This window comes from Streptomyces sp. NPDC054883 (genome assembly GCF_053610645.1).
The window spans coordinates 66,951-79,358 of record NZ_JBSGYT010000025.1 but is presented as its reverse complement, the minus strand read 5'-3'; the positions used below and the strand labels follow the sequence as shown (position 1 = coordinate 79,358).

General features: G+C 71.7%; 12 protein-coding genes and 1 tRNA gene. 7 read left to right on the top strand and 6 right to left on the bottom strand.

Annotated features, from left to right (window positions below; translation table 11 throughout):
• Positions 1-152: 152 nt before the first annotated feature.
• Positions 153-734 carry a TMEM165/GDT1 family protein gene (locus ACWGH1_RS19815; protein ID WP_453354577.1) on the bottom strand — a complete coding sequence of 194 codons (582 nt, stop codon included), beginning with the start codon at positions 732-734 and terminating at the stop codon, positions 153-155.
• Between the two features lie 492 nt (positions 735-1,226).
• On the opposite strand from ACWGH1_RS19815, the gene ACWGH1_RS19810 reads away from it, so the two are divergent.
• From ACWGH1_RS19810 to ACWGH1_RS19795, 4 genes are all read left to right on the top strand, one after another.
• On the top strand, positions 1,227-1,880 hold the full coding sequence (locus ACWGH1_RS19810) for an HNH endonuclease family protein (protein WP_453354578.1): 654 nt from the start codon (positions 1,227-1,229) through the stop codon (positions 1,878-1,880).
• 128 nt (positions 1,881-2,008) lie between these two features.
• Positions 2,009-3,667 carry a DUF7800 domain-containing protein gene (locus tag ACWGH1_RS19805; RefSeq protein WP_453354576.1) on the top strand — a complete coding sequence of 553 codons (1,659 nt, stop codon included), beginning with the start codon at positions 2,009-2,011 and terminating at the stop codon, positions 3,665-3,667.
• Positions 3,668-3,881: 214 nt separating this feature from the next.
• A complete protein-coding gene (locus ACWGH1_RS19800; RefSeq protein WP_453354575.1) occupies positions 3,882-4,514 on the top strand; it encodes a DedA family protein in 633 nt (210 codons plus the stop codon).
• 197 nt (positions 4,515-4,711) lie between these two features.
• Complete coding sequence (locus ACWGH1_RS19795; RefSeq protein ID WP_453354574.1) at positions 4,712-5,206, top strand: hypothetical protein; 495 nt, start codon at positions 4,712-4,714, stop codon at positions 5,204-5,206.
• 9 nt (positions 5,207-5,215) lie between these two features.
• Here ACWGH1_RS19795 and ACWGH1_RS19790 read toward each other — a convergent pair whose 3' ends face one another.
• The 4 genes from ACWGH1_RS19790 to ACWGH1_RS19775 all read right to left on the bottom strand — a co-directional run bounded on the left by ACWGH1_RS19790 (position 5,216) and on the right by ACWGH1_RS19775 (position 7,812).
• Positions 5,216-5,449, bottom strand: a complete 234-nt coding sequence (locus tag ACWGH1_RS19790) for a DUF2277 domain-containing protein (protein WP_453354573.1) — start codon at positions 5,447-5,449, stop codon at positions 5,216-5,218.
• Between the two features lie 7 nt (positions 5,450-5,456).
• Positions 5,457-6,089 (bottom strand): TRADD-N-associated membrane domain-containing protein, encoded by a 633-nt coding sequence (locus ACWGH1_RS19785; protein WP_453354572.1) that lies wholly within the window; start codon positions 6,087-6,089, stop codon positions 5,457-5,459.
• Positions 6,090-6,204: 115 nt separating this feature from the next.
• Positions 6,205-6,792 carry a DUF4352 domain-containing protein gene (locus tag ACWGH1_RS19780; protein WP_453354571.1) on the bottom strand — a complete coding sequence of 196 codons (588 nt, stop codon included), beginning with the start codon at positions 6,790-6,792 and terminating at the stop codon, positions 6,205-6,207.
• A 132-nt stretch (positions 6,793-6,924) separates the two neighbouring features.
• Positions 6,925-7,812 (bottom strand): acyl-CoA thioester hydrolase/BAAT C-terminal domain-containing protein, encoded by an 888-nt coding sequence (locus ACWGH1_RS19775; protein WP_453354570.1) that lies wholly within the window; start codon positions 7,810-7,812, stop codon positions 6,925-6,927.
• Between the two features lie 1,555 nt (positions 7,813-9,367).
• On the opposite strand from ACWGH1_RS19775, the gene ACWGH1_RS19770 reads away from it, so the two are divergent.
• Complete coding sequence (locus tag ACWGH1_RS19770) at positions 9,368-9,580, top strand: hypothetical protein (protein ID WP_453355257.1); 213 nt, start codon at positions 9,368-9,370, stop codon at positions 9,578-9,580.
• A gap of 1,166 nt (positions 9,581-10,746) precedes the next feature.
• Positions 10,747-10,875 carry an integrase gene (locus ACWGH1_RS19765; RefSeq protein ID WP_453355256.1) on the top strand — a complete coding sequence of 43 codons (129 nt, stop codon included), beginning with the start codon at positions 10,747-10,749 and terminating at the stop codon, positions 10,873-10,875.
• Positions 10,876-10,943: 68 nt separating this feature from the next.
• Here ACWGH1_RS19765 and ACWGH1_RS19760 read toward each other — a convergent pair.
• Positions 10,944-11,018: transfer RNA gene (locus tag ACWGH1_RS19760), tRNA-Val, on the bottom strand.
• A gap of 105 nt (positions 11,019-11,123) precedes the next feature.
• On the opposite strand from ACWGH1_RS19760, the gene ACWGH1_RS19755 reads away from it, so the two are divergent.
• The gene (locus tag ACWGH1_RS19755; protein ID WP_453355255.1) at positions 11,124-12,368 is read left to right on the top strand and encodes a hypothetical protein; all 1,245 of its coding nucleotides are present in this window, start codon (positions 11,124-11,126) and stop codon (positions 12,366-12,368) included.
• The last annotated feature ends 40 nt before the right edge of the window (positions 12,369-12,408 follow it).

Genomic DNA, 12,408 nt, shown 5'->3' with positions numbered 1-12,408 from the left:
CGGAACCGCGCGACGCCATCGGCCGCCGCCGCGTGCGCGGACGGGCCGACCCCGCGACCGGGCCGTACCCGCGGCCCCACGCCGCCACCAGCGGCCGCCGGCCGGGCGCGGGCGGCGCACACCGCCGGCGGCCGCCGCGCCCGGCCTCCGCCTCAGCCCGTGATCGCCTCGTACAGCGAGAACCCGGCCAGCGCCGCCATCACGCCGGCCGCCACCTTGGTGATCAGCCTCAGCGGCACGTACTTCATGAGCGTGCGCCCACCCAGGATGCCGATGCCGGCGACAGCCCACAGGGCGAGCACGGCTCCGATGCCGACCGAGACGGGGTTGCCGTACCGCGCGGCGAGGTTGGCGGTCATGATCTGGGTGAGGTCACCGAACTCCGCCACCAGGATCAGCATGAATCCGGCGCCCGACACCTTCCAGAAGGACTGGTCGGCGGGCGGCTTGACCTCTTCCTCGTCGTCGCTCTTCTTCAGGAGCAGCATCGCCGCGCCCGCAAGGAAGAGCACGCCCACGACGGCCTGCACCAGCCGGTGCGGGAGCAGCGTCAGCACGCTGCCCGCCGCGATGGCGAGCCCGACGTGCAGGGCGAAGGCGGCGGCGACGCCCGCGAAGACGTAGGACGCGCGGTAGCGGGTGCCGAGCATCAGTCCGGCCAGGGCCGTCTTGTCGGGGAGTTCGGCGAGGAAGACGACGCCGAAGGCGATCGCCAGGACGCTGAAGCTGAACACTGGGGCAGAACCTCAATCGGTCGGGCAGGACGCCGTCGGCACCGAGAGACCTGGGGTGGATCAGGGGTCGCTTCGGCTCGGCGGCGCCCTGATACGGCACCACGCGGTATGCGCGGCTCCAGGACACTGCGGCCGAAGGTCTCGCTGGCCGACCGCTGACGCGGCCTGCCTCCGGGCGCCGGCTGGTGTGACCCAGCAGTATGTCGACGGTCCGGCGAAGAGCTACTCCCCTTCTGCGTCTCCAGGGTACGTGATGCCCGTCGGCGAGCGCGAGCGTCCGGAATGTGATGTTCGCCCCAGCTCGCCCAGCCGCTCACCCCGATATGTCAACTTCCCTGCCGACCATGCGGCTTGAACACCTTGATGTGACGTGCCCATGTCGAGAACCTGTCATCTGGCGCCCACCCGTCGGACATCTGGCGCCACCACGATGACGGCGACCCGCCGGGGTCGCACGCCCCCCACCCATCAAGGGAGCCTCCCATGGCGCTCATACCCTCCGTCTACGCGCGTCGGGCCGGCCGGATCGGCGTCCTCGCCGCGGCCGCCGCGCTCGCCGCCCTCACCTCCCTCGTCAGCGCCCCCGCCGCCCAGGCCTCCCCGCCCGCGCCGATCAGCGCCGCGGCGGCCCGTTCGTACCTGGCCACGGTGACGCCGGTGGCGGAAGGTTCCCTCACCGGCTACAGCCGCACCCTCTTCCCGCACTGGATCACCGTCTCCGGCAGCTGCGACACCCGCGAGACCGTCCTCAAGCGGGACGGCTCGGGCGTGGTCGTCTCCTCCTCCTGCGCGGCCGTCAGCGGCAGCTGGTACTCCGAGTACGACGGCGCCACCTGGACCGCCGCCTCGGACGTCGACATCGACCACGTGGTGCCGCTCGCCGAGGCCTGGCGTTCGGGCGCCTCCTCCTGGACCACCGCCAAGCGGCAGCAGTTCGCGAACGACCTCACCCGGCCGCAGCTCATCGCGGTCACCGACAACGTCAACCAGTCCAAGGGCGACCAGGACCCGGGCACTTGGCTGCCGCCCCGGACCGCCTACCGCTGTACGTACGCGCGGATGTGGGTCGAGGTGAAGCAGTACTGGGGCCTGAGCATGAACTCCGGCGAAAAGACCGCCCTGGTCAACGTCCTCAACGGCTGCTGAGACCGGCTCTCGCCGCATGCTCCTCGCCGCCGGAAGCGGACGGCGATCTTTCTCCCCCGTCAGGGGGAGGCCAGGCTCCCCCTCCACCCCGTACCGTGACCGAAGGGGCTGAGGAGGAGGGGGGTTCGATGGCCGGACTGCGTCTGGGGCCGCTGCTGCGCTACGTCGACTGGGAGGACGGCGGCTCCGCCACGGTATGGATCGAGGCGGACCGCCCGTGCACCGCCGAGGTGCGGTGCGCGGACGGCGCCGCCGGGAGCGTGCGCACCTTCCAGATAGCCGGCCACCACTACGCGTTGGTCCCGGTGACGGCCCTGACCCCCGGTACGACCACGGCGTACGAGGTGCTGCTCGACGGCGTCCGCGTGTGGCCGCTGCCGGGCAGCGGTTTCCCGCCGAGCACCATCACCACGCCCGCGGTCCGCGGCTCCGGCGGGGCCGCACCGGAGCTGCGGGTGACCTTCGGGTCCTGCCGGCAGGCGGCGCCGCCGGCCGGCCGGCGCGGGCCGCACGGGCCCGACGCGCTCGACACCCTCGCGGCGCGGCTGGCGGCCGAGCCGCAGGCGGTCCGGCCCGACGTCCTCCTCCTGCTGGGCGATCAGGTGTACGCCGACCAGCTGTCGCGGGAGACCCGGCGCTGGCTCGCGGCCCGCCGGGACCTGCGGGAGGCTCCCGGCGCGCAGGTCGCGGACTACGAGGAGTACACCCGGCTCTACTACGAGTCCTGGCTGGACCCGGAGATCCGCTGGCTGCTGTCGACGGTGCCCAGTCTGCAGGTATTCGACGACCACGACGTCGTGGACGACTGGAACACCAGCGCGGCCTGGCTGGCGGGGATGCGGGCGACGCCTTGGTGGCAGGAGCGGGTGCTCAGCGGGCTGATGTCGTACTGGGTGTACCAGCACCTCGGCAACCTCTCGCCCGCCGAGCTCGCGGCCGACGAGCTGTACGGGGCGGTCCGCGCCTCCCCGGACGGTACGGAGGCGTTGCGCGCCTTCGCGGCCCGCGCGGACGCCGATCCCGGTTCGGTGCGGTGGAGCTACCGGCGCGACTTCGGCCGCTCGCGCCTGCTGATGGTGGACACCCGGGCGGCGCGGGTGCTCGCCGAGGACGGCCGGGCGATGCTGGACCCGGCGGAGCAGCAGTGGCTCCGGGAGAACGCCCTGGCCGGACACGGCGGGTACGACCATCTGCTGATCGGGTCCTCGCTGCCGTGGCTGATGCCGCCGCTGATCCATGACGCGGAGGTGTGGAACGCGGCGCTGTGCCGTGGGGAACGCGGTCCGCGGTGGGCGCGGATCGGGGAGGACCTGCGCCGGCGCGCCGATCTGGAGCACTGGGCGGCGTTCCCGGGCTCGTTCGCGGCGCTGAGCGATCTGGTCGAGGAGGTGGGGACGGGTCCGCGGGCTCCGGCGACCGTCATGGTCCTGTCGGGGGACGTGCACCACGCGTATGTGGCCGAGCCCCGAATACCCAGCACCTCAAGGGTGTTCCAGCTGACCTGCTCGCCGGTCCACAACTCGATCCACCTGGCGGTGCGACTCGGCTTCCGGCTGGGCTGGTCGCGGGTGGGGCGATGGCTGGGGCGCGGCTTCTCCCGGCACGGTCGTACGGGCCGGCCGCCGCTGAGCTGGCGGCGTACGGGCGGACCGTGGTTCGGCAACCAGCTGATGACGCTGGCGTTGGCGGGGCGGACGGCCCGGCTGTGGCTGGACCAGGCCCGTTCGGGCGGTTCGGGGGCCCGGCTGGTGACGGTGCTGGACCGGCGGCTCACCGAACCGGAGTAACGCGTACTGCCGGACGTGCTCCGGGCGTTGGCGGTCCTCCGGCCGGGTGGGGCGCGGCTGTCGGCCACCGTGGCGGGCGGGCCGTGCGCGCAGGCTGCCGGACCGGCGGCCCCGGGGCTCGGGGGCGGTGGTGCGCGGCGTACGCTGTATGGCTGTCAAGCCGCCCCTGCCGCTCCCCGCGACGACGCGGCGCTTCGGACTGGGGAGTCCCGCTGTGCTTGAGACTCTGGGTTCGCTGACCACGAGCCCCTGGATCTATGCCGTGGTGGCGGCGTCCGTCGTGCTCGACGTGTTCCTGCCGGTGTTGCCGAGCGGCGTTCTGGTGATCACCTCCGCGGCCGCTGCGGCGGCGGCCGGGGCCGCGGGTTCGCCGGCGCCGGTGCCCGCGCGGGTGCCGGACATCATGGCGCTGCTGGTGATCGCGACGACTGCTTCGGTGCTGGGTGACATGGCCGCGTACCGGCTGGCCCGGCGTGGCGGGGCCCGTCTGGACCGGGCCATCGCCCGCTCGCGCCGGCTGACCCGGGCCCATGAGCGGCTCGGCGCGGCTCTGGCGCGCGGTGGCGGTGCACTGGTGGTGATCGCCCGCTTCGCGCCGGCGGGCCGCTCGGTGGTGTCGCTGGGTGCGGGCAAGACGCAGCGCGAGGTGCGTGAGTTCCTTCCGTGGTCGGTGCTGGCGGGCATGGCGTGGGCCGGTTACAGCGTGGCGCTGGGCTATTTCGGCACGCAGTGGCTGGGCGCCGCCTGGCTGGGCACGGCGGTCTCGGTGATCGCCCTGTTCGCGGCGGGCTCCCTCGCGGTGTTCCTGCTGCGCCGTCCGGTCCCGTCGGCGGCGCCGGCCGCGTAGGCCGTCCCGTCGGCCTGCCGGCCGGATGCGCGCGGGGGCGGGTGTGGGCCGGCCGGGGCAGCGGGTCACCCGTTCACCCGGCAGCGATCGCCGGGCGGGGCCGGGGCTTCTAGCGTCCTGAGCACGGAGCGCGACCGAATCCGCGTCACACCCGTGTCCTGGCCGCGCCGTTCCGAGGAGCCCGAGGAGTTCACTCCATGCCCGCTACCCATAAGCGGTACCGCCTGACGGGGGCCGCTGCCGCGACGCTCGTCATCACCGCCGCCACGCCCGCCACGTTCGCCCACGCCAACGCGACCGCATCCGTCTCGCCCGGTGTCGTCGCCCCGGGCAGCCGGGTCGACCTCAGCGTCACGGGCTGCGGCACCCGCACCGGCAGGGCGTCCTCGCCCGCCTTCGGGAACGTCCAGCTGAGCCCCGGCAACGCGCAGGCGACCCGGCTGTCCGGCAGCGCCATCGTCTTCGGCAGCGCCGTGACCGGCTCGCACCCCGTCACCTTCGAGTGCGGCGGCGCCGGCGGTGAGCGCGTCACGGCGACACTGAACGTCAGCCTGGGCGCCGCCCGTGGCGGGCTGGGCGGCAGCGTGGACTCGATGGGTACGGGCCCGGTCGCCATCGGCGGCGCACTCGTCGCCAGTGCCCTGGGCGCGGGTCTGTGGGTGCTGCGCCGGCGCCGGGAACCGCACGCCTGACGTCCTGTCTCACCGGCTCTGCGCGACCGGCTCCCGCCCCCTTACGTGCACGCCGTCGAGGAGCACGGCCGTCGCCTCGGCGATGGCGTCCACGGCGGCGTCGAAGACTTCCCGGTTGTGCGCGGCGGGCGCCCGGAACCCGGACACCTTCCGCACGTACTGCAGGGCGGCGGCGCGGATCTCCTCCTCGGTGGCCTTCTCGGGGATGGCGGGCGGGCGCAAGGTCTTAATGGAACGGCACATACCTCCACTATCGCTCGGCACCCGGGAGTTCGGCTCCGGACAGTTTCATGATCAGACCGGCCTGGAGCCGTCCCCGCAGCTCCGGATCGGCGACCTCGTCCAGCAGCCGGACCGCCTGCGCCATCGACTCCGCCGAGCGCCGGTCGTCGCGCAGCGCGGCCGTCTGACCGGACATGTGCCGCAGCGCGACGTCGGCCCGGCGGTGGAAGAGCTGCCCGATGAGGGTGACGACCAGGCCGACGGAGCTGGTGACGACCCCGAGGTACAGGTCCCCGCTGCTCTCGGCCTTCCACACCGCCAGCGCCACCCCGCCCAGCAGGATCACCGCCCCGGCCCCGGCGAAGCGCTGGCTGGTCACGAAGCTGCTGCGGGCCTGGGTGAGTCCGTAGGCGTAGTACTCGACGAGGAGGGGCGTGAAGTCGTCGCCCCGGGCAGCGGTCCTGACCGGCAGCCCGCCGACGTCCGCGTACTTCGGCTCGCCCGCCTCCGGCCCGGGCGCCGGAAGCAGCGCGAGCAACCGCTCCCGCTCGGCCTCCCGCCGCCGCTCGAACCCCAGCGCGGCCCGGCGCTCCAGCACGACGTACGCCGCCCCGCCGACGAGCACCCCGGCCAAGGCGACCCACCCACCCCACTCCCCCATCCCCCGACCATCCCACGCCCCACCCCCACCGCCAAGACCGCGGCCGCGCTCTTTCGCCGCGCCATCACGACGCCTCCGTGCCGGCGGGCACGGAGGCGTGGTGGCCGCGCGTGCGCTACGACACGTCGGCGCGCACACCCTCGCCGATGAGCCCGTCCGTATAGGTGACCGTCTTCGCGGTGAACGAGCCCTTGCCGGTGACGGCGCCGCTGATGTTCTCGCCCGGGGCCAGTTCGACGGTGTCGATCTGGTTCTCGTCCGCCGCGAGCTGGGAGGCGTGCTTGGTGCCGTTGGTGTCGGTGATGGTGAAGTAGAGCGGGTTGACGTTGATCGGCTTCGCCGAGTTGTTGGTGACGGTGACGGACACGCTGGTGTAGCCGTCGCCCTGTGCGAGGACGCTCGCCTTGAAGTCCGTCTTCTGGGCGGTGACCGCGACCGGCTGCTTCTTCTCCGGCGCTTTGGAAGGCGGGGCCTCCGGGGCCTTCGCGGGCTGGGAGGCCGCGGCGGCCGGTCGCTCAGGGCTCTTCTGACCGTCGCCACCGGAGATCAAGGCGCCGACCACTGCGAGCAGGACGACCACGCCCACGACACCCAGGCACGAGAACCCGACGATCTTGCCGGTGTTGGACTTCCTCGGCGCCGGCGGGGGCGGGTAGCCGTACCCGGGCTGGGGCGGGCCGGACGGCGGAAACTGATGGGACATGAGACCCCCACGGGACGAGTGCGAATCCGGCCACCGTAGGGCCACCTGAGCACACGCGTGGCGCTGTGCCCGAACCGTGACATCCTGCGGGGCAGCCGCCTGGCGGCCCCGGCCTCTCTCGCCCCCCGACGATCACCGGGAAGAAGCCCGGCGGGCCCCGCCGCCGAGGGCCTCCAGGATGTGGGGCCAGGCGGCTTCGCCGAGGAGCGCGTCGGCTTCGGGGGTTCCTCCGTACCGGAAGCGCGGCGACGCCGGGGCGGGGCCCTCGCCGGGGAGACGGGGCCGGTGGCCGGCGTCGTCGCGGGCGATGATGCGCACGGGCGCCCCGGCCGAGCGCCGGCGTGCTGCGAGTTGCTCGGCGAAGGGAAGCGACGGCCACATCGCGTCGTCCCCGCCCGCGACCAGCAGCAGGTCGGCCCTGGTCTCGTCCACGGGGATGCCGGCCGGCGCGAGCAGGTGGGCGAAGGTCCGCTCGCTGCGTTCGTACCACCCGCGGATGGCGACGGGGCCCGTACCCGGCTCCGTGGGCGCCCACGCGTCGTCCATCGGCACGAAGGGCAGCGGCTGCTCCCGCCAGGTCCAGCAGGAACGGTACGGCCGATGCGCTCCGTCCCGGCCGGGACCGACGTTGCACCAGACCCGCGAGGTGGGCGACAGCGCGATGACCACGTCCACGCGCGGGTCGTGCACCGCCGTCAGCAGAGCCGCCTCCGCCCCCTTGGAAAGACCGAGTATTCCGATGCGTCGCGCCCCGCCCAGCCGGAGTTGGTCCACGGCGGCGGTGAAGGTCTCCAAGGGGACTTCACAGATCCCCGGCGTTTGCCCGGGCCCGCCGAACCAGCGGATCGCCATGGCTGCGAAACCCTGCCGGGCGAGAAGCCGCGCCCGCTCGCGCTCCACCCGCCCACTGGACCCGCCCAGAACCAGCACCCCAACCTCACTGCCCCGCACGGGAGCAACGACAACCCCCTCCCAAGTCGCCTTGAGCACCCGCTCGATGATCTCCACACGCTCCCCCACCGCCGCACCTGCCTACTGCCGCAAGCGGAAGCGAACCTCCCGGCGGCCTTCTCATCGAGGCCGACCCCGGATGGTCAGCCTGCGGCCCTGGTCCGGGCTGCTCCTCGGCCACCATGTCCACCCTGCGCGGCATGACCGTCAGGTGGGGCGGTCCCCCGGGACGGAGGAGGACCCTGGGGTCGAGGGTGACCATTCTGCTATCGCTGCGGGCCACCACGCCGAGGCCGTGGACGACAAGTTGGAGGAGACCGGGGGTGTTCACCGCCCCGGCAGTCCGTCGAGCGGTGGGACGTCTACCCGTCTCCTACCGGGAGTCGAGGACGCCGGACTGCCGGTGTGCACCATGCGCGGCACAGCGGCACAGCGGCACAGCGGCACAGCGGCGACGCTGCATCCCGCTGCCGGGGTGCCTACACGGCTCGTGGTCCAGATGCGAAAAGACCCCCCGCCGGGATCGGCGGGGGGCCTTTGTGCTGGTGGGCGCGCACGGTTTCGAACCGCCGACATCTACTTTGTAAGCTCGCCCGGCTACCGCCCACCGGCCACCGAGGCCAGACCGCAAAGCAGAACCTACGCTCGACCGCCGGAGAACGCCGCCATACACCCACGTTGATGTCACCCGTAGATGTCAGCGGCCGCCCCTAACAGGTCACTTCTTCCTCCGGAGCTTCCGCATCTTCGCTTCGGCCTCCTTCTTCTTCCGCTGCGCCACTCCAAAGGCGGTCCAGGCGCCCTGATGCTTCGCGCACTGCCCGCTTCCGATGATCGCCTTGTTCCGGCAACGCCCACCATCCTGCGTCGCCGCCCCACACCGCGGCTGAGTCACATCGTCCCCTCCTCGCTCATCATGCGTGAACACCCATCAAGGTGGCGTAGCCGACGGGGCGCGAGGAGGGCACACACAAGGCCGATTGAAGCGCAGGGTCGCACGCCCGGCCTCATCAGGAGCCTGTCGGTTGGGCACTGGGGGATCAAGAATCTTGTGATTGGTAAGCCAGGAACTAGCGGAACCGGGTGCCAGGGAACCTGAGGCTGGCCCTGGCACCATCCGTGACCGTACGCGGCGGTCGTTGTCATGCAGTTAGACACTCACCGCCGAGCCGGCGCGATCCCTCGTTACCAACGTGGTATTGCGCCTTGCCCGCGCCTCGGAAGAGGTAAAGAGCGAGGGCCGCAGCGAGCATCACGAACAGATGAGTAATCACGGCAACGATCACCGGAACCACCTCGTCAGTTCGGCAATGATTGATGTGGTTACGGCACTTGCTGTACTGCCGCCGAGGGGAAGAGCCAGCCATACGTAGACCTCAGGGGGGCACATGCAATGGTCGACAATTGCCGCGACAGCGGTGGGCACGGTGCTTGGAGTGCTCGCCACCCTCGCTGCCGATCACGTTCGCTGGCGGCGCGACCTGACGGAGCGGGATCGTGACAGGCTGCGCACCACATTCACGGAGTATCTCGCAGCCCTCTCTGAGGCCAGGGACGCATTCTCCCGGGCGGAAGCATCCTCTGAACACGCAGAAAAGGGCATGTCGCAATTGGCGAACACGGCGTGTACACAGCACAGCAGCAACTGGAGTTGGTGGCAAACCAGCCGATCCCCGAACAGGCCCATCTCGCCACTCTCAGCGTGCTCGACTTCTATGACGTCGTGGTTGCCGGCCACGCCTCGGCCTCCGGTGAGTTCATCCAGGCCTGGCGAGCCGTCCGCCGGGCCCGCGCCGCGTTGATCGAAGAAATGCGGAAGGCCCTACGGCGAACTTGAGGCGCAGGCCATAGATGCTGGGACCGCCATGACCTGCCACCCCAGAGGCCGACACGTTCCGGCACCAGACAGAGGACAGGCTCCCGTCCGCCTTCATCCAGTGTTGACGAAGCAGTACCAGCTGTACGGGTCGCTGGCGTTTCGATAGCTCGCTATAGCCGCCGGGTTGTTGTACTGCCAAGCGCAGGCGGCTCCCATGTCGATCCCAGCACGCTCAGAAGCTCGATGGCACTTCCACCCGAAGGCGTTGGGTTGCTCAAGCACCGCACCCCAGTACCCAATCGACTTGCAGTAGCCGCCGAGCTCCACGCCACCCAGCACCGTTACAGCGTGTACTGGCGCACTAGAGATGAGCGTTGTACCGCTTGCCAAGATCAGTCCAGCAAGCGCAGCTCCACACAGCCTTCGAACACTCATGGGATCACCCCAAGACGTTTGCGGCCTTGTTATATGCGATAAATCAGGCGCCCGCCGCCCACTGCCTTCGAAACTTCCCCGAGCCGCGGGCTGGGCAATTAGGTGCTGAATTCAAACGCCATTCGAGACGACGCCGCCAAGCGGACGGTACCGCTCTGGGAAAAAGCAATCCCAGCAACAGGTCGAGGTTCGATCAGACGGCTCCACTTGCCCGTTGCATCCAGTTTGCGCGGCCCCGTGAGGTATGTCGACTGAGGCTGGCGGAGCGGCTTTGGCCGGTGTCCTGCCCGGGCTGGGGTCGAGCATGATCAGGGGGCCGTACGCTGGTTGGCGCTCGGTCAGGTCTTTGGGCCTGACCGCAATGTGATCGAGTGGCCCCCTGGTCTTGCTGACGCGGGACCCGAACCGGGGAGGTGGGCAAAGCCGTGGAGCCGACCGCCCCAGCCACAGCGGGTTTCTCCCACCATCTACCCGAGCCGTAGGCGCGCGGCCGGCGGTCCGGGCGGGAGCGGGGCGGAGGCAGGAGCGCAGGCCCGGGTGACGGGCCGCGCGCGCCGCGCTGTGCGCGGCGAGTGCCTTGATGAAGTAGGGAAACTCTTACCGCGCCGCCCGGCTCAGAGCGCGAAGGGCTCGTATGACAGCTCGGTCCACGACCTTCTCGGCGTTCAGGCCTGGATCGAGGTCCCAGTAGATGTAGTTGCTGATGTGGGGGCGTCGCAGTCCCAGCCTCCGGGCGTCCACGGGTCGTGATGGAGATCCTCGGGCACTCGCAGATCGCGGTCACCATGAACATGTACGCGCACGTCGTGCAGGACACGCAGCGCGAGGCCGTCGGGCACATGGACCGGCTGCTCAGGACCCGGCGCGACCGCCCCTGACTGCATCCGTTGATGTCGGATATAGATGTCAAAGGCCCCCAACCATGATCGGTTGGGGGCCTTCGTGCTGGTGGGCGCGGACGGTTTCGAACCGCCGACATCTGCTTTGTAAGAGCAGCGCTCTACCCCTGAGCTACGCACCCGTGGATGAGTGGACAGCCTACATGGAGGGCGCACCCCCGGCGCAAACCCGTTGCCGTAGGGGAGAATGGAGCGGGGCATGGCGGACGCGGCACGGGAGAGGGATTGTGACAACGGCATCCCGGCGGTGGTTCGGTGGGCGGGACGAGGGCCGGCGGGCGGATGCGCAGGCGGCGAAGGATGCCGCCGCGGCCGCGTTCTACGAGCTGGATACGGCGCAGCGGGACCTGCGGATCTCGATGGAGACCATCGCGGCGGCGGACGGGTCGCCCGCCGCGCGGCAGGCGGCGGAGGGGTTCGTCGCGCTCGGGCAGCGCATCGACCAGGTCAGCCAGGTGTACATCGAGGCCGTCGACGCGCACGACCTGGACCGGGTCGACCTGGAGGGCTCGGTCGCGGCCCAGGCCCGGCAGCAGCTGACGCGGGCGCGGGACGAGCTCGTCCGGGTCAAGGGGGAGCTGGACCGGTTCCAGCAGGGGCTGCAGCCGCTGCTGGACAAGGCCGAGACACAGCTGGCCCGGGTCGCGCCGGCCCGGGAGCGGGCGAAGGCGGCGCTGCTGGCGGCGAGCGACGCGCTGGACTCGGTCCGCGCGAACGGGATGCGGGCCGACGACCTGGCGGCCCGGCTCGCCGCGCTGGGCCCGGAGCTGACCAAGCTGAACCAGGGCGCGGCCCGGCACGGGGTGCAGGAGACGGTGCAGCGCGCCGACCGGATCCTGCGCGACGCGGAGGCGGTACGGGCCGAGGCGGCCAGGCTGCCGGAGCGGGCGGCGGAGGTCGACCGACGGCTGGTGAGCCTGCGGACCCGGGCGCAGGCGCTGCGCAACCGGGCGGACCGGGTGGATCCGGTACTCAGCGAGCTGCGCCGCCGGTTCAGCGCGGCGTGCTGGCAGGACCTGCAGCACGTCCCCGAGCAGGCGGTACGTGAGGTCGCGCGGGCCGAGGAGAAGCTGGCGGAGGCCGGCCGGGCCCGGGAGGGCCAGCGGTGGGCCGAGGTGGGGGCGCTGATCGAAGAGGTACGGGCCGGTCTGGACGCGACCGACGAGGCGGTGTCGGCGGCGCAGGACCGGCTGACGCGGCTGGAAGCGGTCGCCCGGGACCCGCAGGACGAGGTGCGCCGGACCCGTTTCGCGATCCGGGACGCGCAACGGCTGGCGATGGAGGGCCGTAGCGTGCCCGATCCGCGCCACGCCCGGCCGCTGGACGAGTCGGTGGCGCGGGTGGAGCGGGCGCTGGCCGGCCTGGAGGGGCGCCACCCCGACTACTGGCAGTTCCTCCAGGAGATGGAGGGGGTACGGGCATCCGTGAACCGGGTGGTGAACGACATCCGGGCGGAGCGCGGCCACGCCTGAGGCCCGGGCGGGTCCGGGGTTGTCCGGACGGTGCCCGCGG

What these genes read in the sequence shown, in the direction of transcription:
- ACWGH1_RS19795 (WP_453354574.1), top strand. Translation starts at nt 4,712, where the DNA reads ATGCCCGCTACCCATAAGCGGTACCGCCTGACGGGGGCCGCTGCCGCG.
- ACWGH1_RS19805 (WP_453354576.1), top strand. Translation starts at nt 2,009, where the DNA reads ATGGCCGGACTGCGTCTGGGGCCGCTGCTGCGCTACGTCGACTGGGAG.
- ACWGH1_RS19780 (WP_453354571.1), bottom strand. Translation starts at nt 6,792, where the DNA reads ATGTCCCATCAGTTTCCGCCGTCCGGCCCGCCCCAGCCCGGGTACGGC.
- ACWGH1_RS19785 (WP_453354572.1), bottom strand. Translation starts at nt 6,089, where the DNA reads ATGGGGGAGTGGGGTGGGTGGGTCGCCTTGGCCGGGGTGCTCGTCGGC.
- ACWGH1_RS19765 (WP_453355256.1), top strand. Translation starts at nt 10,747, where the DNA reads ATGGAGATCCTCGGGCACTCGCAGATCGCGGTCACCATGAACATGTAC.
- ACWGH1_RS19790 (WP_453354573.1), bottom strand. Translation starts at nt 5,449, where the DNA reads ATGTGCCGTTCCATTAAGACCTTGCGCCCGCCCGCCATCCCCGAGAAG.